At 44.4% G+C, this 23,701-nt stretch carries 19 protein-coding genes; 16 read left to right on the forward strand and 3 right to left on the reverse strand.

The annotated features are described in order from the left end of the window. Window positions 1-152 precede the first annotated feature (152 nt). The 15 genes from INQ51_RS12460 (at window position 153) to INQ51_RS12530 (ending at window position 19,583) form a co-directional block, all read left to right on the forward strand. A complete protein-coding gene (locus INQ51_RS12460; protein WP_233378296.1) occupies window positions 153-2,675 on the forward strand; it encodes a Plug domain-containing protein in 2,523 nt (840 codons plus the stop codon). A gap of 293 nt (window positions 2,676-2,968) precedes the next feature. Further along, complete coding sequence (locus INQ51_RS12465; protein ID WP_233378297.1) at window positions 2,969-4,219, forward strand: tagaturonate epimerase family protein; 1,251 nt, start codon at window positions 2,969-2,971, stop codon at window positions 4,217-4,219. A gap of 48 nt (window positions 4,220-4,267) precedes the next feature. Then, the gene (gene uxaC, locus INQ51_RS12470) at window positions 4,268-5,668 is read left to right on the forward strand and encodes a glucuronate isomerase (RefSeq protein ID WP_233378298.1); all 1,401 of its coding nucleotides are present in this window, start codon (window positions 4,268-4,270) and stop codon (window positions 5,666-5,668) included. Window positions 5,669-5,769: 101 nt separating this feature from the next. Then, complete coding sequence (locus INQ51_RS12475; protein WP_233378299.1) at window positions 5,770-6,861, forward strand: sugar kinase; 1,092 nt, start codon at window positions 5,770-5,772, stop codon at window positions 6,859-6,861. A gap of 95 nt (window positions 6,862-6,956) precedes the next feature. Beyond that, window positions 6,957-7,628, forward strand: coding sequence for a bifunctional 4-hydroxy-2-oxoglutarate aldolase/2-dehydro-3-deoxy-phosphogluconate aldolase (locus INQ51_RS12480; RefSeq protein WP_233378300.1), 672 nt, complete (start codon window positions 6,957-6,959; stop codon window positions 7,626-7,628). 44 nt (window positions 7,629-7,672) lie between these two features. After that, a complete protein-coding gene (locus INQ51_RS12485; RefSeq protein WP_233378301.1) occupies window positions 7,673-8,653 on the forward strand; it encodes a TRAP transporter substrate-binding protein in 981 nt (326 codons plus the stop codon). Between the two features lie 19 nt (window positions 8,654-8,672). Next, on the forward strand, window positions 8,673-9,137 hold the full coding sequence (locus INQ51_RS12490) for a TRAP transporter small permease (protein WP_233378302.1): 465 nt from the start codon (window positions 8,673-8,675) through the stop codon (window positions 9,135-9,137). Next, window positions 9,137-10,600: a TRAP transporter large permease gene (locus INQ51_RS12495; RefSeq protein WP_233378303.1), complete on the forward strand. Its 1,464-nt coding sequence runs from the start codon at window positions 9,137-9,139 to the stop codon at window positions 10,598-10,600. The genes INQ51_RS12490 and INQ51_RS12495 overlap by 1 nt, the downstream gene beginning before the upstream one ends. A 160-nt stretch (window positions 10,601-10,760) precedes the next feature. Beyond that, window positions 10,761-11,393 carry a hypothetical protein gene (locus INQ51_RS12500; protein WP_233378304.1) on the forward strand — a complete coding sequence of 211 codons (633 nt, stop codon included), beginning with the start codon at window positions 10,761-10,763 and terminating at the stop codon, window positions 11,391-11,393. 1 nt (window position 11,394) lies between these two features. Beyond that, window positions 11,395-12,429 (forward strand): sensor histidine kinase, encoded by a 1,035-nt coding sequence (locus INQ51_RS12505; protein WP_233378305.1) that lies wholly within the window; start codon window positions 11,395-11,397, stop codon window positions 12,427-12,429. 3 nt (window positions 12,430-12,432) lie between these two features. Continuing rightward, window positions 12,433-13,119, forward strand: coding sequence for a LytR/AlgR family response regulator transcription factor (locus INQ51_RS12510; protein WP_233378306.1), 687 nt, complete (start codon window positions 12,433-12,435; stop codon window positions 13,117-13,119). A 258-nt stretch (window positions 13,120-13,377) separates the two neighbouring features. Then, window positions 13,378-15,147 carry an ABC transporter ATP-binding protein gene (locus tag INQ51_RS12515; RefSeq protein ID WP_233378307.1) on the forward strand — a complete coding sequence of 590 codons (1,770 nt, stop codon included), beginning with the start codon at window positions 13,378-13,380 and terminating at the stop codon, window positions 15,145-15,147. A 26-nt stretch (window positions 15,148-15,173) separates the two neighbouring features. Continuing rightward, window positions 15,174-16,937, forward strand: coding sequence for an ABC transporter ATP-binding protein (locus INQ51_RS12520; protein ID WP_233378308.1), 1,764 nt, complete (start codon window positions 15,174-15,176; stop codon window positions 16,935-16,937). 104 nt (window positions 16,938-17,041) lie between these two features. After that, window positions 17,042-18,148: a glycoside hydrolase family 105 protein gene (locus INQ51_RS12525; RefSeq protein ID WP_233378309.1), complete on the forward strand. Its 1,107-nt coding sequence runs from the start codon at window positions 17,042-17,044 to the stop codon at window positions 18,146-18,148. A gap of 319 nt (window positions 18,149-18,467) precedes the next feature. Next, on the forward strand, window positions 18,468-19,583 hold the full coding sequence (locus INQ51_RS12530; protein WP_233378310.1) for a 6-bladed beta-propeller: 1,116 nt from the start codon (window positions 18,468-18,470) through the stop codon (window positions 19,581-19,583). Between the two features lie 21 nt (window positions 19,584-19,604). On the opposite strand, the gene INQ51_RS12535 is transcribed toward INQ51_RS12530, so the two are convergent. After that, window positions 19,605-19,964 carry a hypothetical protein gene (locus INQ51_RS12535; RefSeq protein WP_233378311.1) on the reverse strand — a complete coding sequence of 120 codons (360 nt, stop codon included), beginning with the start codon at window positions 19,962-19,964 and terminating at the stop codon, window positions 19,605-19,607. 312 nt (window positions 19,965-20,276) lie between these two features. Beyond that, window positions 20,277-21,203: a ClpXP adapter SpxH family protein gene (locus INQ51_RS12540; protein ID WP_233378312.1), complete on the reverse strand. Its 927-nt coding sequence runs from the start codon at window positions 21,201-21,203 to the stop codon at window positions 20,277-20,279. A 157-nt stretch (window positions 21,204-21,360) separates the two neighbouring features. Here INQ51_RS12540 and INQ51_RS12545 point away from each other — a divergent pair, with 157 nt between their 5' ends. Next, entirely contained in the window at window positions 21,361-21,672 is a 312-nt protein-coding gene (locus INQ51_RS12545) for a winged helix-turn-helix transcriptional regulator (protein ID WP_119439358.1), read from the forward strand. On the opposite strand, the gene INQ51_RS12550 is transcribed toward INQ51_RS12545, so the two are convergent. Then, entirely contained in the window at window positions 21,669-23,642 is a 1,974-nt protein-coding gene (locus INQ51_RS12550; RefSeq protein ID WP_233378313.1) for a TonB-dependent receptor, read from the reverse strand. The genes INQ51_RS12545 and INQ51_RS12550 overlap by 4 nt on opposite strands. Window positions 23,643-23,701: the final 59 nt, after the last annotated feature.

The following is a 23,701-nucleotide window of genomic DNA, read 5'->3' on the forward strand; positions in this document are numbered from 1 at the left end:
TAAAAATAATTAAGCCAATACTACCCATGCCAAAAACAGTCCGGTTTTTCCTGTTGATCTTCATTTTTACAGGATGCTTCAACAGTAGTTTTTCCCAGGATCTTTCTGCTTCCATCGATTCATCATTTCAGTTTTTTGCCAAAAGGCCGCCGATGGAAAAACTATACCTTCACCTCGATCGGAATACCTATTTCACCGGGGGGACGATTTGGTTCAGAGCTTACCTGGTTAGAGCGAGTGGAAATATGCCGGATGTGTTAAGCAATTTTATTTACGTTGAATTATTTGATAAGGCAGACTCGCTGGTTAGCCGGATAAAGATTAAAAAGACAGACGGTGTGTTCAGCGGAAATATAAAACTGGCTCAGGACATGGCGGAGGGCAGTTACTTTATCAGGGCTTACTCTACCTGGATGTTAAATGCTGGCACCGATTATGCTTTTCACAAGGGCATTTATATCGGGAATTTGCAAACTCACCGGATAAGTTCAAAAATAGAGATTGGAGAACGGGAGGCTGGCAAAAAAACAGCCACTATTTATTTTGCCGATAAAAAAGGGGAGCCGGTGACCGACACCCGAATTAAGTGCACTTTGCATTTGGGGGGTTCTAAGGCGGAAGTTTTAACCCGAAAAACAGGTGAGGACGGGAAAGTGAGTTTTGATTTTGTCCCGGAAAAGGATGCTTACTCCCATCCGTTTATCGAAGTGGCTTTTGAAGGTAGCTCTGCGGAGTACAGTACAAAATTCTTTCTGGACAGAGAGCCGGAAGAAAAGCTGGATGTGAAGTTCTTCCCCGAAGGCGGAGACCTTATTGATGGGGTTGGAAACAGGGTAGCGTTCAAAGCCATCGGTGCCGATGGTCTTTCGAAAAACGTTTGGGGAATTGTTTTGAACAGTAAAAACGATACCGTCACCACCTTGTCAAGTCAGCATCTCGGCATGGGGGCGTTTTACCTGCTTCCGGAAACCGGCGAAGAATACCGCGCCGAAATTTGGGATGCAGACAACAATGTGGCAAATTTTAAGCTTCCCCGCCACCTGGAAAAAGGAGCGGCATTGTCGCTGGTAAACAACCGGAAAGCTATTCTCTTAAATGTAAGGCAGCAAAATATGGAGACTGTTGGCTCGTATTACATTATGGCACACGCAGGCGAAAAATTGATTTTTACACAAAAGCTGGAGGATACCTTTTACAAAATTCCAACAGCTATTTTCCCGGAAGGAATAGTAAACTTTGTGCTGCTTAATGAGAAAAAACAGGCCGTTTCGAGCCGGCTCGTATTTATTAAGAAAGGAATGAATGCAAATCTTTTGGTGCAGCCTGACAAAGAAAATTACAAAAGGCGCGAGTTGGTTTCGTTGGCTCTTTCGCTGCCACAGGAAGACACAATCGCGTACGAAGGCAGTTTTTCGCTGACAGTTACCGACGATTTGGTGGTAGATGTTGATTCTTTATACGATAATATTTATTCCAATTTACTGTTGACTTCCGATTTAAGCGGGTATGTCGAAAATCCGGGGGCTTATTTTTTGGACGATGCCAACAGTACAAATTTTAATCTCGATTTGCTGATGCTTACCCAAGGCTGGAAACGCTTTGATGTAAATGAGTTGTTGCAGCGCGGGCTTCCCCCGGCAAAGTACTTTCTGGAACTGGGACAAGCCATTTCGGGCAAGTACGAGAAAATGCTGATGCACAGAAATAAAACAACCGAAATCACGGCCTTGGCGGTTGATCCTTTTATTTCTGTCTCTGCTTATACCGATGAGAACAGCAGCTTCCTGTTTAATGAATTGGATTTTCCTGACAGTACGGTATTTACAGTGCAGGCGCAGCGTTTTACCAATATCAAACAGGAGCCGGCAGGATTGATCCAGTTTGATAAAGATACTTTCCCTTCTTTCCGGCATTGGGGGATTGTTCCTGAAGAAACGGAAGGTTTTAAAGGCACAGCACTGAAAAATGCTACCGAACGTGTGTATTATGAAGATGGCGGAAAAATGATTGTGCTGGATGAAATTAGTGTGGAAGCTACCGATAAAACAAAGCATGCTTTGGAAAAAGAATACGGCTTATCGGGCAGTGTTTTTGATGAAGAAAGAATTTCGAAGTTTTTCCCTACTCCACGATTGTTGGACGCGGTAATTCGCACACTTCCCGGAGTTTCGCGAATTGAAGGTAGCAATGTGTACCTGTCCAGGGGGAATGGACCTGCAGAAATTCAGGTGGATGGAATGGAGCAAAGTCTGGATGATTTAAGAGACCTGTATTCGGATAACATCGATCATATTGCTTTGATCGTGGGTGCCGGTGCAGCAGTATACAGCCGGAAAGGTGGCGGCGGTGGCGTTATTATCATCAATCTGAAAGTAGGGGGGGCATTTAAGTACGAGCTGAAAGGCGTAAAAAAGATTATGCCTTTGGGGTATCAGAAACCCGTGGAGTTTTATGTTCCCAGGTACGAGATCGATTCTGTCCGGCTGGCGAAACAACCCGATATGCGTTCTACGGTATACTGGAATCCGAACATCTCGGTGCAGGCCGGCGAGGAAACGCCTGTTCGTTTTTATACGGCTGATCCGTCAACAAGCTATACCTATATTATAGAGGGAGTGGGGGAAGACGGCCGTATTTACAGATCGGTCGGGAAGCTCAGGCGCGAAGAGGATTGATAAAATGGTAGTCGTTTTCGTTTAACCTAAGTCCATTGCTAAAAGCTTGGGTTGTTTATTTCCGGGTTTGAGCCTGCGCGGTTGTTACTTATTTTGTCTTTGGTTCATATTTTTAAACGCATTTATTGATAGATCACAAAGGTTAAAGTCCGGGATTGGTGTAGTCATATTTTTTTCATGAAATCATTTTGCGATCTTACTTTTTCTTGTTGGATTCAAAATATAATTCTATTTTCGTGCACGTACACGGAAACGAGATTTGGATCAGTAACGTATCAATCTAAACAGTAAAAATGGAACTTGGAAAATACAGTTTTGGAGTAGGAGACCGCTTCAATCACGAAGGAGAAGCGCAGCTAAGTGCGCTTATCATTGCCACTTCAGAGGGAATAGAAATTACCCCGGTATGGAATAAATCGAATCGCGAGCACAACATCGTTCACTCCGAACCGGAAGGAACAAGAAGAGAAGCCGACAGTGCCGTTAAAAATCAGGGATGGGAAGGCCCTTATTTTGTGGATGCCGACCACATCAACCTAAGTAATGTAGATCGTTTTATCAATCATTGTGATTTTTTTACGCTGGATGTGGCCATGTATATTGGCAATGAAAGTTCAGCGGAGGATATTGCCAGCTTCAAAAACTCATGTAGCGTTTTGGGCATCCAGGTAGAGATTCCGGGAATCGCAGAACCGATCGTTATCACGGATTCGTTACTGGATGAAGTAGCCGGAAAGTACCTGGCAGCGGTAAAAGAGGCAGGTGAAATTTACCGGCACATTGAATCCTTCAAAGGAAAAGGCAAATTTGTGACCGAAGTTTCGATGGATGAAGTGGAAACTCCGCAGACTCCGGTTGACATGTTTTTTATCTTGAAAATGATTGCTGACGAGAATATCCCGGCACAAACCATTGCCCCTAAGTTTACAGGACGATTTAATAAAGGTGTGGATTACGTGGGCAATGTTGATCAGTTTGCAAAAGAATTTGAGCAGGATGTGTTGGTGATTGATTATGCCGTGAAAGAGTTTGGATTGCCCGAAGACCTGAAACTCAGTGTGCATTCAGGTTCCGATAAATTTACCATTTACCCGGTTATGGCAGAGATCATCGCGAAATACGACAAAGGCATTCATGTAAAAACAGCCGGAACAACCTGGTTGGAAGAGGTGATTGGCTTGGCCATTTCGGGCGATGAGGGATTGGCAGCTGCAAAAGAAATTTATGCAAAGGCACTGGCCCGCAAGGATGAATTGTGTGCACCTTATGCCGATGTAATAGATATTGATGATAGCAAATTGCCGACGGTGGAGGAAGTGGAGAGCTGGACGGGAGAAAAATACGGTGATACTTTACGCCACATTCCCGGTCATCCGGATTACAACCCCAATTTCCGCCAGTTGATTCACGTGGGCTACAAAGTGGCAGCAGAAATGGGAGAGAGATATACCGATCTGCTCAAAAAACACAGCGAAGTAGTTGGAAGCTGCGTGGAGGAAAATATCTACGAAAGACATTTGAAAAGACTTTTCGATTTACAATAGTTATAATTTCGGACACCGGATGGCCGGTTTCCGACCAAAAAATATCCTATGAAACCATTTATGGATAAAGACTTTCTTTTGCAAAACGATGTGGCAAAAGAATTGTATCATAACCACGCGGCGAAAATGCCGGTTTTCGATTACCACTGTCACATCAACCCAAAGGAAATAGCCGAAGACAAGCAATTCAAAAATATAACCGAAATCTGGTTGGCGGGCGATCACTACAAATGGCGGGCTATGCGCACCAATGGAGTGGAAGAACGCTATTGTACAGGCGATGCCAGTGATTACGAAAAGTTTGAAAAATGGGCCGAAACGGTTCCTAATACCTTGCGGAATCCTTTGTACCACTGGACTCACCTGGAGTTAAGACGATTTTTCAATGAGGAACGTTTGCTGAGTCCAGACACCGCCAAAGAGATTTGGGAAGCATGCAATGCAAAATTGCAAACACCCGAATATTCGTGTCGGGGGATTATAAAAATGGCCAATGTACATACCATCTGTACCACCGATGATCCGGTGGATTCACTGGAATACCACCGGGCCATTAAAGCCGACGGCTTTGAAACGCAGGTTTTACCTGCCTGGCGCCCTGACAAGGCCATGGCCGTTGAGAATACAAAAGTTTACAACCAGTATCTCGATAAACTTGAGGAAGCAGCCGGTGAAAACATTCGTACTTTCTCTGATTTGATGGATGCATTAGATAACCGGCACCAGTTTTTTCACGACAATGGTTGCCGTTTAAGTGATCATGGAGTTGAAACGGTTTTGGCCGAAGACTATACCGAAGCGGAAATTGAAAAGATTTTTGGGAAAGTAAGAGCCGGAAACGATCTTACGAAAGAGGAGATACGTAAGTTTCAGTCAGCCATGTTGTATGAATTCGGAATCATGGATCATTCGCGTGGCTGGACACAACAGTTTCATATCGGGGCACTGCGCAACAACAATACCCGTCTTTTCAAACGTTTGGGAGCTGATGTGGGATTTGATTCGATCGGCGACCTTGAAATCGCCCGTCCTTTATCCCGCCTGCTCGATCGGTTGGACATGGAAAACAAACTCAGCCAAACGATTTTGTACAACCTGAATCCCAAAGACAACGAGATGATCGGGACCATGATCGGAAATTTTCAAGATGGCTCGGTACCCGGTAAAATGCAGTTTGGCTCGGGGTGGTGGTTCCTCGATCAGAAAGACGGTATGGAAAAACAGATGAATACACTTTCCAACCTTGGTTTGCTAAGTCGTTTTGTGGGAATGTTGACCGATTCCCGCAGCTTTTTGTCTTATACTCGTCACGAATATTTCCGCCGTACACTGTGTAATTTGCTTGGGAAAGACGTGGAGAACGGCGAGATTCCGTACGATATGGATTTGTTGGGGAAAATGGTGGAAAACATTTGCTTCAACAATGCGAAAGAATACTTTAAATTTTAGTGAAATAAGTATTTAGTAGAAGCAACTGAGTAGAATATTAGCGTGGATTGCTATCTTTGCAATCGATTGCATAAAAATATAAAAACTGAATCATGGCCAAAATGAACATTAAACCGAAATCAGAATGCACCTATGATTGCATTTCTCTTGGGGAAGTTATGCTAAGACTGGATCCGGGGGAAGGTCGCATACGTACCACCCGTCAATTCCAGGCTTGGGAAGGCGGTGGCGAATACAACGTATCGCGCGGCCTCAGAAGATGCTTTGGGAAGAAAACAGCTATTGTCACTGCATTGGCTGACAACGAGGTAGGTGCTTTAATTGAAGATTTTATGCTTCAGGGTGGACTGGATACCCAATTTGTAAAATGGGTGGATTACGATGGCTGTGGCCGTTCTGTTCGTAATGGATTGAATTTCACCGAAAGAGGTTTTGGGATCCGGGGAGCAAAAGGTGTTTCCGATCGTGGAAATACTGCGGCGTCTCAACTAAAACCGGGTGATATTGACTGGGAATACATTTTCGGAACGTTGGGAGTTCGCTGGATGCATACCGGTGGAATCTTCGCAGCGCTTTCCGAAACAGCAGCTGAAACGGTTATTGAAGCCGTAAAAATTGCCAAAAAGCACGGAACGATTGTTTCATACGACTTAAATTACCGCCCTTCGCTTTGGAAAGCCATTGGCGGAGAAGCCAAAGCACAGCAAGTAAACCGCGAAATTGCCAAATATGTGGATGTGATGATCGGTAACGAAGAAGATTTCACAGCCTGTTTGGGACTCGAAGTGGAAGGCAACGATGAAAACCTGAAAGAACTGGATTTATCGGGTTATAAAAGCATGATAAAAAATGCGATCGCCGAATTTCCAAATTTCAAGGTGATAGCCACCACATTACGTACCGTAAAATCAGCTACCGTAAACTCATGGGGTGCCATTTGCTATTCCGAAGGTGAGATTCACGAAGCTCAGCATCGCGAAGACTTGGAGATAATGGACCGTGTGGGTGGTGGCGATAGCTTTGCATCGGGTCTGATTTACGGTTTCCTTGAATTTAATGACGGAGCCAGGGCCGTTGAATACGGTGCGGCACACGGTGCATTGGCCATGACTACTCCGGGTGATACAACAATGGCTACTTTATCAGAAGTGGAAAAAATAATTGGTGGCGGAAGCGCACGTGTCGATCGCTAATATAGAATAGTATTCAGTCGCAGTTTACAGTAACTAGCATATCTTGCTTCAAACGAAAACTGAAAACTGCGGCTGTCAACTGAAAACTCAAAAAAATGGCAAGATTTTCAAGAATACAAGTCGCACTGACAATGAAAGAAACCGGGATGGTTCCGGTGTTCTATCATAAAGATGTGGAAGTTTGCAAACAAGTGGTAAAAGCCTGTTACGAAGGTGGAGTTCGTTTGTTCGAATTCACAAACCGGGGTGATTTTGCCACCCTTGTTTTTGCGGAACTTAACAAATGGGCTATCCAGGAGTGCCCGGAAATGATTATGGGTGTAGGTTCTATTGTGGATGAGGCAACTGCAGCCATGTACATTGCGCTGGGGACCAACTTTGTGGTAGCTCCATTGGTCGATGAGGGAACCGCAAAAGTATGTAACAAACGCAAAATTGCCTGGAGTCCAGGCTGCGGCTCGGTTACTGAAATTGGCCGTGCGCATGAACTCGGGGCTGAAGTAGTAAAAATCTTCCCCGGTTCGCAGGTAGGGGGACCGAGCTTTGTAAAAGCCGTTAAAGGGCCTATGCCATGGGCGAGCATCATGCCAACAGGCGGCGTTTCTCCCGACGAGGAAAACCTGAAACAGTGGTTTGATGCGGGAGTTACCTGCGTGGGAATGGGATCGCAGTTGTTCCCCAAAGAAGTGTTGGCCGAAGGAAATTATGCCTACATTACCGAAAAATGTGCAGAAGCGCTGCAAATCATTCAGCGTCTTAAATCATAGACAATACACTTTGATCGTAAAAAATCAGACTTAAACCAATAAAAATGAAACCTGTTAGAATAATTATTGCCTTACTTTCTTTGGGGATTGTTATGGGATGCAGTAATGCAAGCCATCACAAAGTGCTCAAACTGGCACATGGCCTCGATCCCACACACCCGGTGCACAAAGGAATGGAGTTTATGGCGCAGCGTTTGGCCGAAAAATCAAACGGACAGCTTACCATCGATATTTATCCCAGCGGACAGCTTGGTTCCGAACAGCAGTGTGTGGAATTGTTGCAGATTGGGAGCCTGGCTATCACCAAGGTTTCCGCAGCAGTAATGGAGAGCTTTACCCCAAAATTCAAAGTACTTGGATTGCCATATATTTTCAGATCAAAAGAACATTCCTTTAATGTTTTTGACGGAGAGATCGGAAAGGAATTGCTGCTGGGTACCGAAGAATACTGGATTCGCGGCTTATGTTTTTACGATGCAGGTTTCCGGAGTTTTTATACCATCGACAAACCGATTAAAACCCCGGATGATTTGAATGGATTGAAGATCAGGGTGATGAAAAGCCAAAGTGCCATGGAAATGGTAAAAGCGCTGGGAGGTTCTCCAACACCTATTTCGTGGGGTGAATTATATACCGCGCTGCAAAGTGGGGTGGTGGATGGAGCCGAAAATAACCCGCCCAGTTTGTATACTTCGCACCATTACGAGGTGTGTAAAGAATATTCGCTTGACGAACATACCTGTGTGCCCGATGTATTGATCATTAGTACCAAAGTATGGAACAGCCTTACCGAAGAGGAAAAGAAATGGATGCAGGAAGCGGCGGATGAATCGGTGCCGGTTGAACGGAAATACTGGGCCGAGTCGGTGGAAGAATCGCTGCGGGTTGTGCAGGAGGCCGGTGTAAAAATTCATTATCCTGATAAAAAGTTGTTTGCCGATAAAGTTCAGGGGCTTTTGAATAAATACAAGGAAGACAAAGTTTTGGGCGACCTGATCCGAAGAATTGAGGCTGTGGAAGACTAACCTTTAACCGTTCTAGACTATGAGACAAAAAATTGACAAGATTATAGAAATTGTTTTAGTGGCGCTGATGAGCATCCTGGTTATCGATGTTTTGTGGCAGGTGTTCAGTCGCTACGTTCTTTCGGCTCCCAGTTCGTTTACCGACGAGCTAGCCGGATTCCTTCTGATTTGGGTAGGCCTGCTCGGCTCTGCTTACGTGGCTGGTAAAAACGAACACCTGGCCATTGACTTACTGCTTCAGAAAATGAAGGGGATGAAAAAACGCAGGTTGCAAATCATCATCAACAGCATAGTAGGACTTTTTGCTCTTTTTGTGATGGTAGTTGGTGGAGTTTGGCTTGTTTACACCCGCTTTTACCTGGGAGTTAACTCCGCTGCACTGGCTTTGCCGCTTGGTTACGTTTACCTGGTGGTTCCTGTCAGTGGCCTGCTTATTATATACTATTCGATCGATAATTCACTTAACCTAAATATTGAAGACTAATGGAATTCCTAGGCGTAATTGTACTGGTAGTAAGTTTTATATTCTTATTGGTGATCGGTGTGCCAATAGCCTTTAGTATTGGTATTTCCGGTATTTTAACCATGTTGGTGACCATCATGCCTTTACCGGCGGCCACCACTTTTGCACAGCGAATGGCAACAGGGCTCGATAGTTTTGCCCTTTTGGCGATACCCTTTTTTATATTGGCCGGAAACATCATGAACAAGGGAGGAATAGCGATCCGGCTGATTGATTTTGCCCGTGTTCTGGTAGGACGCTGGCCTGCCGGTTTGGCTTTTGTAAACGTATTTGCCAATATGCTGTTTGGTGCCATTTCTGGTTCGGCAGCTGCCTCTGCTTCTGCCATCGGTAGTATTATGATGCCCGAGTTGAACAAAGAAGGCTACGACAAAAACTTCAGCGCAGCAGTAAACATCACTTCTGCTACCACGGGGCTTTCGATCCCGCCGAGTAATATACTGATCGTATATTCACTGGCCAGTGGCGGGGTTTCCATTACAGCCCTTTTCCTGGCGGGTTATGCGCCTGGTATTTTAACCGGGCTCGGAATTATGGGAATGGCGCTGGCCATGTTCTCTTACAAACATTTTGGGGTGAAGGGAATGGTTCGGAACGTTTCAAAATTCCTGGCGGTATTGGTTGGAATAGCCCTGGTTGCGGTGGGAATATACAAAGTGAAATCGCTGGTTTCTCCGGGAGCTGCAACGGCTATTTACGGCGGACTTGCTGCTGTTTTCCTCGCTGGTTTTGGATTTTATGCGAGCAAACACAAACAAGGAGCGAAGAATGCGTTAAAAACGTTTCTGAATGCTTTGCCCAGTTTAATGTTGCTGGTAATTGTGATCGGCGGTATTGTTGCCGGTTTCTTTACCGCTACCGAAGCCTCGGCTGTGGCAGTTCTTTACGCACTGATACTGGCCTTTGTGTACCGCGAATTGTCGTGGAAAGATTTGCCCGATGTAATTCTACGTTCGGTAAAAACCACCGCCTTTGTATTGTTGCTTGTTGCTACCTGTATCGGCCTTTCCTGGATCATGGCCTACGAAAATATTCCGCAAAATGTAAGTGAAGCGCTCCTGGCACTCAGCGACAACAAATTTGTGATTCTGCTGATCATCAACCTGATTCTGTTGTTTGTGGGCATATTTATGGATATGACTCCGGCGGTACTGATCTTCACTCCGATCTTTCTTCCGATTGTTACCAACCTGGGGCTCGACCCGATTCACTTCGGAATCATTATGGTGCTGAACTTAAGCGTTGGTTTGGGAACACCTCCTGTGGGCTCCCTGTTGTTTATCGGTTGTAGTGTCAGCGAAGTAAAAATTGAAACCGTGATCAAGCCCCTGTTACCCATGTTTGCGGTAATGATTGTTACTTTGTTGCTGGTTACTTATGTTCCCGAAATTTCACTTTGGTTGCCCAAAACATTGGGATTTTAAGAAAACATCTGTTGAGATACCAAGAATATTTAGCGATAGCTTCACCTTGTGTGGGGCTATCGTTTTTATGTTAACGATAAAAATCCTTGCGTTATCGAAAAAAGTGGCAGAAAGGTTTTTGGCTTTCTACCTTTGAGTCAAAATCAAAAACAAAAGTGTCATGAAGAAGAAAGTATATATTTTAACAGCGTTGATCGCTCTTTTCTTTTCGGGTTGTGTGGTGTTTTCGTTTTACCCGCTTTACACCGAAAAAGATCTTTTCCCAAACGATATTTTAACGGGCGAATGGTTTGAAAACGACGATCAGGTAGTGAAATTCAACGAGGGGGAAGATGTATGGAGTTTTGTACATCCGTACGTCGATAAGGAAATGACAGAAGTAGACAGTTGCAGCTACGTTTTAACATTGCATTCGGAAGAGAATGGAGAAGAAGTTTCATCCACTTTTCTTGTTCACATCGTTAAACTTGCCGGGCAGTATTTTCTCGATTTCTATTTAAAGGAATATCCCAATGATGGTGAATTCAGACTTTCTACTTTTCACGTTATTCCGGTTCATACCATTGCTAAATTAGAGGTGGAAAAAGATGTGTTGAAGATTCGCTGGTTTAACCCCGACTGGCTGTCAAAACTGATCCGAGAGAATAAAATCAGGATACATCATGAAGCAAACGACGAGTTTATTTTGCTCACCGCCAAACCACAGGAACTTCAGAAATTTGTAACAAAATATGTAAATTCGGAGGAGGCCTTTGAAGATGGACTGGAAGTGATTCTACATCGGAAAAACTAATATGTGGCAGAAACTAAAAATATATTTTAACCGGCTGATCAGGAACAGGTTTTTGCAACACCTGTTCTTCTGGTGTCTATCGTTTTTGGTTTTGATGAACGTGCTGAAAGTTTCAGCCGAGGTAAAAACAATCGACCTGATTTATGCGGCCATTTTTCATATTCCTATTGTAGCCGTGGTTTACATCAACCTGCGCCTGTTGTTCCCGTTCTTTCTCGAAAAAGGCAAGTACCTTTTGTATTCTTTGCTGATTTTATCGCTGATTGCCCTGGGCTCCGGTTTTTACCTGGTGCTTTTTAATAAATGGGTCGATTATTTTTTTGAAGGCTACTACTTTATTGCTTTTTACGGGTTTTGGGACATTTCGCTGTACTTTGCAGTTTACCTGGTAGCTACCAGTTTACTGCGGCTGGCGCGTGGCTGGTTCCGCCTGCAGGAAATAGAAACGGAACGTAACAAGGCCGAGTTGAAAGCACTTCGCTCGCAGATCAACCCACATTTTCTTTTTAATTCGTTGAACAGCATTTACAGCCTGTCCAGAAAAAACTCAAAAGAAGTTCCGGAGAAAATAGTTCAGCTAAGCGATTTGTTACGCCACATTATTTACGATTCGGACCGTGATTTTATCCCGCTGGAAAAAGAAATGGAGATGATCAGGAATTACATAACACTTCAAAACCTGCGAACCGATGAACAGCATAAAATTAACCTGCAGGTTGATGGCGAAGAGAAAGAGAAAATGATCGCCCCGATGATCATTCTTCCTTTTGTCGAGAACAGTTTTAAACACGGGCTAAAAGGAGGCTCCGACAATGCTTTTGTCAATATACTTTTAACCATTTCGGACCACAAACTGGATTTGGAGATTGCCAACAGTAAAGGGAAATCGGCTAACGATACGGATCTTCGTTACCAGGGAATCGGAATTGAAAACGTTCGGAAAAGGCTCGAAATGCTTTATCCGGGCAAGCATAAACTGAAGATTACGGAAACCGAACAAACTTTTACCGTAGATTTACAGATCGAAATCAACTGACGTATGATACTGAACTGCCTGATTATTGACGACGAGCCCTTATCGCGGGATGTGCTGACTGATTTTGCCGGCATGTGTCCGGAGCTGAATCTGCTGGGCACGTGCAACGATGCCCTCGAAGCCGGGCAGGTGCTTGCGAAGCAAAAAGTAGACCTGCTGTTTCTTGATATCAACATGCCCAAATTAAGCGGGATCAGTTTTGTAAAAAGCCTGAGAGAAAGTCCGTTGTTTATCCTGGTGACGGCTTATCCCGAATATGCGCTGGAAGGTTTTGAAATCGATGCTGTGGATTACCTTTTAAAGCCCGTTTCGTTTGAGCGTTTCCGAACAGCGGTTAACCGGGCGGCGGAAAGGTATTCTTCGAACTGGGAAAATACGCAGCCGGCACACATTATGCTTCGCGCCGATAAAAAGGACTACCGGATTGAATTGGAGCACATTCTTTACCTGGAAGCCCAAGGCGATTATGTGCGTTTTGTCACCGAAAAACAAAACCTCACTGTTCACGGCACGCTCAAGGAATTTATCGAGATGCTTTCGGCTGCCTGTTTTGAGCGTATTCACAAATCGTATGTTATTGCATTAAATAAAGTTGAATACCTCGAAGGAAACCTGGTAAAAGTAGGAGAATACAAACTGCCGGTAAGCCTTCATTTCAGAGAAAACCTGCTGGCAAAGTTGAAATTGTAATGACGCTTGTTTGCTTGCACTCAAAGCTTTTCTTCAGTATAAATCTTAATCACAATCAACCTGAACATTTCTTGTGCCCATTGGTTTTATTTGCTGAATATAAAACAAGGGCATTCGAAGGGGATCCCAATTTTAAGAAGACTAATACAATTTTGACGCTGATCGCTATAAAATGCAGGAGAGGGGATAACTCCTTTTTAAATTTCGTGACCTGTGTGGCAGTTTTTAGTTTTCTTTGCAAATTAGTCAGAGATATTCATGGAACAGAAGCAGACAGGAAAAAAAACGAAAGGTAGCGGCAGAATGGGAATGATCAAACTCCTGAAACCTTACAGGAAGATGATCCTTTTGCTGATTGGTTTTACGCTGATCGGGAACGCTGCCAACCTGGTAATTCCAAAAATCATTTCTTACGGCATCGATGCCTATTCAGCCGGAAATTATGTACTGAACACCATTTTGATTCAGTTTCTAATTGTGGTAGCTGTGATCTTTTTGTTTTCGGTGCTGCAAACCGTGGTACAAACTTACGCGTCTGAAAAAGTGGGTTTTGATCTTCGAAAGCAACTTTCCGACAAAATATCGAAACAGAGTTATGCTTTTGTACTAAAAGCCAACCCATCGAAACTGCTAACCAACCTCACTTCGGATATGGACGCCGTCAAAATGTTTGTTTCGAACGGTGTTTCATCCATTGTTTCCTCGCTTTTTATGATTGTGGGTACTTCTGTGTTTTTGCTGGTCATCAACTGGAAACTGGGTTTGCTGGTGCTTTTGCTGATTCCGTCGGTAGGTTTTAGTTTTTACTTCATTTTAAAGAAATTACGGGTGCAGTTTGTACGTAGCCGTGAGGTGGTCGACTGGCTCAACAAAGTAATCAACGAAAGCATCCTGGGGGCGGCCATTATTCGTGTGATCAATTCGCAGCAAACCGAATATCAGAAATTTCTGAAAGCCAGTGCCGAAGCCCGCGATGTGGGGATTTCGATTGTGACGCTTTTTGCAACACTGATTCCGTTGATCACCTTTTTTGCCAACCTGGCCACCCTGACGATCCTGGTTTTGGGAGGTCACCTGGTTATTTCAGGAAACCTTTCGCTGGGTGATTTTGCGGCGTTCAACAGTTATGTAACGCTTCTGGTGTTCCCCATCATTGTTATTGGTTTTATCAGCAACATGATGGCACAGGCTTCGGCTTCCTACGAACGGATTGAGTCGGTGTTGCTCGCCGAAGAGACCGCCGATACCGGAACCATCGAAAAAGTGCTTGACGGCGACATTGAGCTAAAAGATGTGTCTGTTTTTTACGACGATAAACCAGCCTTGAAAGAGGTTTCTTTCCGTGTAAAAGCGGGCTCGCGTACTGCCGTAATCGGGCCAACTGCTGCCGGGAAAACACAGCTTTTGTTCCTGTTAACCGGCCTGATAAAACCCAACGACGGGGAGATTTTATTTGATGGGACCGATGTAAATGAATACAACAAGGAGACCTTTCACAACCAGATAGGATTTGTATTTCAGGACAGCGTAATGTTTAATATGACCCTCAGGGAGAACATTGCATTTAGTGAAACAGTTACTGATGAGTCGCTGAGTAAAGCAATTGAAACGGCTGAGTTAAAGGACTTTATTGATACGCTGCCGGCCCGCCTGGATACCATGGTTTCGGAGCGGGGTACCAGTTTGTCGGGGGGGCAGAAACAGCGCATTATGCTGGCACGTGCATTGGCGCTTAATCCTAAAATTTTGTTGCTCGATGATTTTACCGCACGTGTTGATTCGCAAACCGAACAGCGAATCCTGAATAACGTTCAGCAGAATTACCCGGAGCTGACACTGATTTCGGTAACACAGAAAATAAGCCCGGTGCGCGATTTCGATCAGATTATTTTACTGATGGAAGGCGAGGTTGTGGCTTCCGGCAGGCACGAAACACTGCGGGCTACTTCGCCCGAGTATGTTCAGATTTACGAGTCGCAAAAAAGCACCAGCCATTATGAAGTAAGCCACGATGTAGAGGCTGGGTAATTAATATCCAATCAGTTATTGTACAAATGAATTACAATTTAAATACAGGAAACGAGGATAAGAAAAAGAAACGGCTGGGTTTTCAATCGGTCAAAAGCCTGGTGGGGCACATGGTGGAGGAGAAGAAAACGCTTCTGATCGCTTTTGTGGCCATGGTTATTACGGCAGTACTCAACCTGGTGGGCCCAATAATCATAGGTAATACGGTGGATAATTATATTCAGACCAGCTGGTTTCACGGGGTGCTTATCAACGGTGCCATTTTGCTGGGGGCTTATGTAATTGCCCTTTTTGCCGGTTATTTGCAAACGCGTTTAATGGGATCGGTGGGGCAGAGAATGTTGTTTACCCTGCGGAATTCAGTATTTCAGAAACTCCAGGAATTGCCCTACGACTTTTTCAACCAAAATAAAACCGGAGATCTGATATCTAGAATCAACAACGACACAGAAAAAATCAATCAGTTTTTTGCGCAGTCGCTGATGCAGTTTCTGCGGATTATTTTGATCATGATCGGATCGGCCATATTCCTGGTATCAATTCAGTGGGAACTGGGTGTGGCTGCACTTCTTCCGGCCTTGTTGATTTGGATATTCACCAAAATAACTTCGCCGTGGGTGAAGCGAAAAAATGCCGAGAGTTTAAAAACGGTGGGAAGTTTGAGCTCCGAAGTGCAGGAGAGCCTGAATAATTTCAAGGTGGTGGTAGCCTTTAATCGCCGCGATTATTTCAGAAAACGTTTTGGGCAGGTTAACCAGGAAAATTACAAGGCAGCGATAAAAGCAGGCATTGCCAACCACATGTTTTTGCCCGTGTATTCGTTGTTTTCCAATCTGGGTTTGCTGATTGTGCTCACGCTTGGAATATATTTTATCTCGATCGGTCAGTTTACGGTCGGGTTGCTGATTAGTTTTATTGCCTATGTAAACAGCTTTTACAATCCGCTGAGGCAAATGGCCTCGCTGTGGTCAACCTACCAAGTGGCGCTGGCAGCGTGGGAGCGTATTCGTAGAATCATCGAGTTGGAAAACAACATGCCCCAAACCGATTCGCAAGGTGTGGATGATTCGGCTACTTTGCTCTCGTTTCGCGATGTGTCGTTTGCCTATCCAAATGGGAACAACGTGCTACATCAAATCACCTTCAACTTGCAAAAGGGAAAAACCTATGCTTTTGTAGGACCAACCGGTGGCGGGAAAACAACCACTGCTTCACTGATTGCACGATTGTACGACCCAACCAAAGGGAGTGTGTTGCTCGATGCCCGGGACATCCGTTCATTCAGCTCCGAAGAACGGGTAAAACGCATCGGTTTTATACTTCAGGATCCGTTTCTGTTTAGCGGAACCATCCGGGAGAATATTTTATACGGAAACTACGAACTCAAAGAAATAAGTAATGAACGTTTAATGCAGATTTTCAAAGACACAGGGCTGGAAAGTTTGTTGCAACGTTTTGAAAACGGCCTGGATACAAAGGTGGATGTTTCGGGCGATGGAATCAGTTTGGGACAGAAACAACTGATTGCTTTTATGCGCGCGGTTCTTCGAAAACCTGATTTGCTGATTTTGGACGAGGCAACCGCCAACATTGATACGGTAACCGAACAATTGCTGGATGAGATCTTGCAGAAATTGCCGGAAACCACTACCAAAGTTATTATTGCACATCGTTTGAATACAATCGCCAACGCCGATGTTATTTATTTTGTAAATACCGGAAAAGTTACGCGTGCCGGATCGTTAAAGGAAGCGGTGGATATGTTGATGAAAGGGAAGATGGCCAGCTAGCAGGGCGAGAGGCTGTAGTTGGATTTAACGGTTCAACGAGTCGGGGAATAATTAATTTGGAAACCCCGGCTGGATGTCTATTTTTGTTGAAAAATTACAAATCGATGAACAAACTCTTTTCGACCTTATTAATTCTTCTGTTAACTGTAACTCATACCATTGCAAGCCCCAAAGACAACAAAAAATACTTCAAGGAGTCGTACATCAAAAAAACAATGAAAAAGGCGCTCGACTGGCAGCTAAAGCATCCGAAACACCAGTTGTACGACTGGACCAACGGCGCTTTTTATGCCGGTGTTTTTGCGGCTTATGAAACCACTCAATCGCCCAAAATATGGAAAGCCATGTACGAAATGGGGGAGGCCAACGAGTGGAAGCCGGGGCCGCGCCTTCATCATGCCGACGACCATGCGATTTGTCAGACATACATTGACATGTACCGTATTTCGGGCGAAAAGAAAATGATTGAACCTTTTCAGGAAACGTTTGAGAAGTTTATAAATACGCCGTACAAAGGCGAAGGAATGCATAAAATTACCTGGTGGTGGTGCGATGCGTTGTTTATGGCACCTCCCGCATTTGTAAAGATGGGTGTCACTTTTCAGGACGACAAGTATTTTGAATGGAACGACAAATTGTGGAAAGAGTGCTACGATTTGCTGTGGGACAAGGAACACCACCTGTATGCCCGCGACATGTCGTATAAATGGAACGAACCCGGCATTGAAGCCAAAAAGGAAGCCAACGGAAAGAAGATTTTCTGGTCGCGTGGCAATGGCTGGGTAATGGGAGGCTTGGTGCGCGTTCTTTCTGAACTTCCGGCCGACTATCCCAACCGCGACTTTTATGTGACAAACTTCCGGGAAATGGCCGAAAGTATATTGGCTTTGCAACAGGAAGACGGGCTGTGGCGGGCAAGTTTGCTCGATCCTGCTTCGTACCCGGGAGGAGAAGCCAGCGGTTCAGGCTTTTACACTTATGCACTGGCTTGGGGAATCAACAACGGCTTACTCGATCGTGAAAAGTATTTACCGGCAGTTGAAAAAGCCTGGATCGGTTTAAACAGCCTGATTCAGCCCGACGGACACGTTGGCTGGTGTCAGCCTATCGGAGCTGACCCTAAAAAGAACTTCAAGGCCGAAAGCTGGGAAGTATACGGCACCGGTGCATTTTTGCTGGCAGGCAGCGAAGTCATTAAATTAGACCGATAAGTAATAGAATATCACAATACGAAAGAGGGGATCCAAAAGTAAATTTCACGCGAAGTTTTAGTGCAAAGTAAGCCAAGATAGAAAGCAGCAATCAGGAGGTTGCAACTTTTGTATGTTTTACGCCTTTGCGAGAACTTGATTTTTGGATTCCTTCTCTTATTTTGTAGTTTTCCAAATAGAATTTCTTTGGTAAAAAGTCCAAATGATTTCGTCCATTTTTCCCAGGTATTCATTTTAATGTTAAAACTTGTTTTTTCCTTCTTACTTATTCAGCTGAATGCGTTTACTTTGGCACCAGAATTGTGTTCAGGATCAGGAAATGAAGAAATTAGTACAACTTATGCTGCTCGCTGCCATTGTAGCTGTAACAGCATGTTCGCCAGCAGAAACAGCCGATAAGGGTTTAAGAACCATTGTTTTAAAAGAATCGAAAGACATACTTCCGATCTCCAGTTTTGTGGAGAAGGTTGATTATGTTGAATTGAAAGTGATGGAAGCTGGTATCGACATCGGTGAGATGGAAGAGGTGAAGGAGATTGGAGGCGATTTTTTGATTAAGCGCCGAATGGCCGGGAAAAGCAGTATCATGCGTTTCTCAAAAAATGGTGATTTTATTATTGAACTGGCTGGCGGCGTTAACTCGAAGATTAAAGAACCACTTGACATCGTTGGTTACGGAAAAGGCTATGCGATTCTTGCTTCCAATGGAATTCACGAAGTAGGGAAGGACGGGAAATACCTGAAGCAACTGGACCGCTCAAACATCGAGGGAACCTCTTTTTTTGTGAACAATGGTCGGTTTGTGGTAGTGAATGAAACAGACCCCGTACATGTAGTAAGCATCTACCCATCGAAAAGTAAAGCGAGGATAGCTCGTGTTACAAACGACCGGTTACGCCGGATGCTGTATTCCAATGTTGTTTCGGTGGCAAAAGACCAGGAGCATATCTTCACAACAATAAACGACACTGTTTTCACATATACTAATTCTGAATTGATTCCGGCTTATGTATTTCAGGGCGACGCATTGCCAACATTTGCTCAAACGTGGGAAAAGATTGATACCTTGAAGGATACAGATGCACTGCGTTACATGCACGATACCGAGCACGTGGAAGTAAAGAATTACCAGGAAAGCCGAAATTTTATTTACCTCGACTACTGGGTGGGATCGGCGGCAACCACTGCTATCGTTAATAAAAATACCTGGGAAACACGCTATTTCTCGCATGGCGTGAACGACGTTGACGGAGGAATGTGGGATAAAGTGGAGTTCCTAACCGAAAAGGACGAGCTTCTGATTCCGATCAGTTCCTATAAAATTGGGGGGCATAAAATTTCGAACAAAAAAGTAAAAGGCTTCGACGAGCTTCAGAAACGAATTGCCGACAGTGAAAATCCTGTTTTGTTGCGTTGTAAGCTACGCGGTTTATAGGTTTTAGATAGGGCATTCTTTTTACAGAATGTCTTCTTTTTTTACTAATACAAATTTGTTGTTGTCCAATTCGGAATAGCCCTGGTCGTACACAAAATAGTAAATACGTCCGCTGCGTGTAGTATACAAATGAGTATGGTAATCAAAGTCAAAACCATGTTTCTCGAGTGTGCTGCGGAAAGCAGTGGTTTTATCCTCCGGATTCAGCTCCCGTAAAATGGCGTGGTTCTTTTTTAACAAGCGGTTTATTTTGCGCATGTAATTCGACGATTTGCCCAGTTTATTGTTGTTGTAGGCATTTCTGCACAGGTCGTTGCAAAATTTTTGATCGGCTCTTCCTCTTAAGGGCTCGCCACATTCCATGCATTTTCTTGCTTCCATAACCGTGTTGTTCAGGTTAAATGATTTCAAACTTCTGCGGGTCAAAGGCATCGTTTCTTTCAAATGAATGAATCATTTTGGGTTTTGAGCTTATTGACTGGCAGAAAACACCCGATTAATTTAAGCATTGTTTTTGAAACTACCTGATTTCAGAACATAAAAGGTATTGGTATAGCAGGAATAAAGGGAAAGAAACAAACACTTTAAAGCCAGGAAGTTCGTCTGGGAAAGATGATTGTAAAACAGGTGTCAAGCCTTGCTGGAGATAAGCTTGACAACCTGTGTTTTAATAATTCGAAAGAATTTATTAGCTTATTTTTGCTCGGAATTTATCTGCCAGATAGCCCCGTTTCTGGTCGTATATTTCTTTAAATTCCCATTGGCTGTCTGCTCATCCAACATTTTTTCGCTTTGGTTTCTGGGTGTATCTGTTAGTTCTGAAAATTCCCTAGCGGTTAAGGTCTGGTATTCAGAAAACACAAAATCGAGGTTTTTTTCGTAATTCGCTTTTTGTGCCGCCGGATGAAGTTTTAGCACCGCAGCTTCAAAAAAGGAATAAGGCCTTGATCCATAAACGGTTTCTGTTCTTCCGTTGGCATCGGTAAAAAACATCGTTGGGAAACCTCTGACCCCCAATTCCCGGCCTTTTTTCAAATCGTCATCGAATAACTCGCGGGCTCTTCCGTTGTAATCTGCTTTGAATTGCTCAATGTTTAAACCGGTATTCCTGGCAGCCGTTTCCAGGTGTTCCCATTTGGAAATGTTCTTTTTTTGCAGGAAGACCATTTCACGTATTTCACGCAAAAATGCCAGGGCTTTTTCTTGGTCTTGTAATTGCGCGGCTTTAAAAGCAATGGACGGAGGATAAGAAGACGACAACGGGTCTTCGAGCCATAGGTCGCCGTCAATGGGCATATCGTAGTAAATGCTTACTTCGTCCCAGTGAGAAGCCACGTCGGAAGGCTTGCTGATACCGCCGCTGTTGTAACTCCAGTCGGGCAACAAACCACCCATCCGGTATTCGATTTCGAGGCTGTTCCCGTATTCCAGTTTTAATTTTCGCAGCTGCGGTTCAATTCCCCAGCACGAAGAACAAATCGGATCGGTATAGTAAATAACTTTTACCGGTTTGTCTTTTGATTGAATGTTGCTGGTGCCGGCGGAGTCTTGAGAATTTGCGGGTATTTCACATACTCCGCTTTCTGGGTTGCAGAGCAAAGGATTGCTTTGTTCGTTCATATTATTTCTATTTTGAGATTGGCAGCTTGTAGCGCCCAATGTTAAGAATGTTATTAATACCAGATGAGTCAACTTCATTAGATGGCTGTATTGTGCAATTTTTAACTTTGCGCAAAGTTTGGAATAGTTTAAGTGTTGTGCAATAAGTCAGATTTTTATGACCATCAGAAAGAATACAGAAGATAGCGAAACGTGTCCGGCACAGGCAATGTTGAAGTTGTTGGCAGGGAAATGGAAACCAGAGATCTTTCGGCTGGCAACAGATGGACCGTTGCGTTTTAGCAGCTTACTTCGCGAGATTGAAGGAATAAATAAACAGACACTTTCCGTTGCTTTACGGGAACTGGAAGAAGCCGGGTTGCTGGAAAAAGTTGTGGTTAGGGAAAAACCTCTGCACATTGAATATTACCTCTCCGAAAGTGGAAAGTCGCTTGTTCCTGTATTCCGGCAGCTGGAAAAGCTGGCTTAGTATTGTTTTTCCAACAGTCCGATTAAAATGCTAACGTAATAGTTTCGCGGGTCTCCGGGGTAATAATACCGGGGCGACGCACCGTTAAACGAAGGGGCATTAACCGCCAGCATCGAGGCATAATGCACGTCAAAAACATTCTGAATTCCACCTTTGATTCCCAGTTTCAATCGGCCCGTTTTTCCCTGGTATTTGAGTTCGATCCCGGTAATGCCAAAGGCTTTTGAAAAAGCGGAATTGGCATCGTTTACGGGCATTTTCCCGGTGTACTGGTGCCAGGCATTGAACGAAATATTTTTCATTGGGTTTAGTTGAGCCGAAAACGATAGCAGTTGCCGGGCGGTTCCGGGGAGCAGTTTCCCGCTGTAGTCTTTATTCAGGTCCACAAAATCGGTAAAATGATAATCGGCCAGTGTGGCACTTCCCTGAAGGATCAGCAGGTTTTTTCCGTGAAATGTTATGGCGTTCCAGGTAATTTCGGCTTCCACACCGGGATGAACCGATTGCCCCGCATTAACTCCAATGTAAGCGTCCTCTCCGGTGCGACGGGCCACCAGCAGGTTGTTGATGTAAATGCGGTAGTAACTGGCCGAAAGCCGTAACCTGTTTTTAAACTGTGAACGAAAACCAATTTCAAAATTCCAGCCGGTCTCGGGTTTTATATCCGGATTTACTTCGCCTTCGGGCAATAACGTTTCCTGAAACGATGGGGTAGAAAAGCCATGACTGACATTTCCAAAAACCGAAAGCTCGTCTTTTAACAACACGTTGATGCCCAGACGCGGCGATAAAACTGGTTTGTAGTTCTGTTTTCCCGACTGGTCGCCGTTATCCGTATAACGATCGGTGTAGTTAAAACGGGTAAGGTTTCCGTTGATTCCGGTAGAAATAAACACCCGGTCGTAGATGTTTGATTCGAGTTGAACAAACAGGTTTTCGTATTGCCGTTTTTCGTTGTTATCGGAAAGCAGGCTGTGGGTATCGTTGTTATGTGTACTCCAGTTAAAACTTTCGCGAAACATTTCAATTCCGGTGGTAAGAACAAACCGGGCATTGGGAACAGCCACTACTTTTTGCATTTCGGCCCGCCAACCCAGGTAATCCGACGATTCTTCGAGTTTGTTAAAGGGTCTTAGCTCATCGAGGTTGCGGAAGCTACCAAAAGCAGCTACCGAAATTTTGCCGTCGCGCATGGTAAAGCGGTTTAATGAAACGCCAAACTGAGCCTTTGTGTATTTCTCGTATCCGGCTACTGCCAGCCAGTTGGCTGCGGCACTTTTGGGGGCTGTATTGAATGTTTCCAGATCGAGCGAACTTGGGATATGCCCTTTCATTTTTGTGACCCGGATCAGCGCCTGTAAGTGTGTTTTTTCAGAGAATTTGTACACTGAATTCAGAAACAAACTTCCGCGGTCGGTTTCGTTATTATCGCGGTAACCGTTGCTGTTTAGCAGCGAGCCAAGAGCAAAAATATTCAGCTTTCCATCATTTATTCCGGCCGACAAGGTATTTTTTGAGGTACCAAAAGAAGCGGTTGTGTTGTTGTATTGGACAAAATCTTTGACGACATTTTTGGGATGAAACAAAATAACCCCGGCCAATCCTGCGCCATACAAACTCGACGAGGGGCCTTTGATGATTTCCACTCGCTGAATGGACAGGTTCTCGAGGTCTTCGAGGGTCGTTTCGCCGTCTCCGGCCGTAAGCGGAATATCACCAAAGTAGGCTTTAATCTTATTGGTTCCGTAAGGCGTTCTCGATCCAATTCCCCGAATGGTTAAGCGGTTGGTATTGAGTGTTCCGTGGTGCATCAGAATTCCCGGAATGCGGTTTAAGGCATCAACCGGGGTGAGCGCATTCCCGGTTTCCAACTGTGTACTCAGAATCAGGTTGACCGGTGCCGGTGTATTAAAAACATTGTAGGGAGAACGAAAAGCCGTTATGGTGATCTCCTCAATTTCGTCGTTCATAATCGTGGTGTCCTGTTCGGAGGGCGAACTCTGTCCAAGAGATGTTAGAGGTAAGAAAC

Origin of the sequence: Maribellus sp. CM-23 (genome assembly GCF_021354595.1) — a bacterium.
Lineage (GTDB): Bacteria > Bacteroidota > Bacteroidia > Bacteroidales > Prolixibacteraceae > Draconibacterium.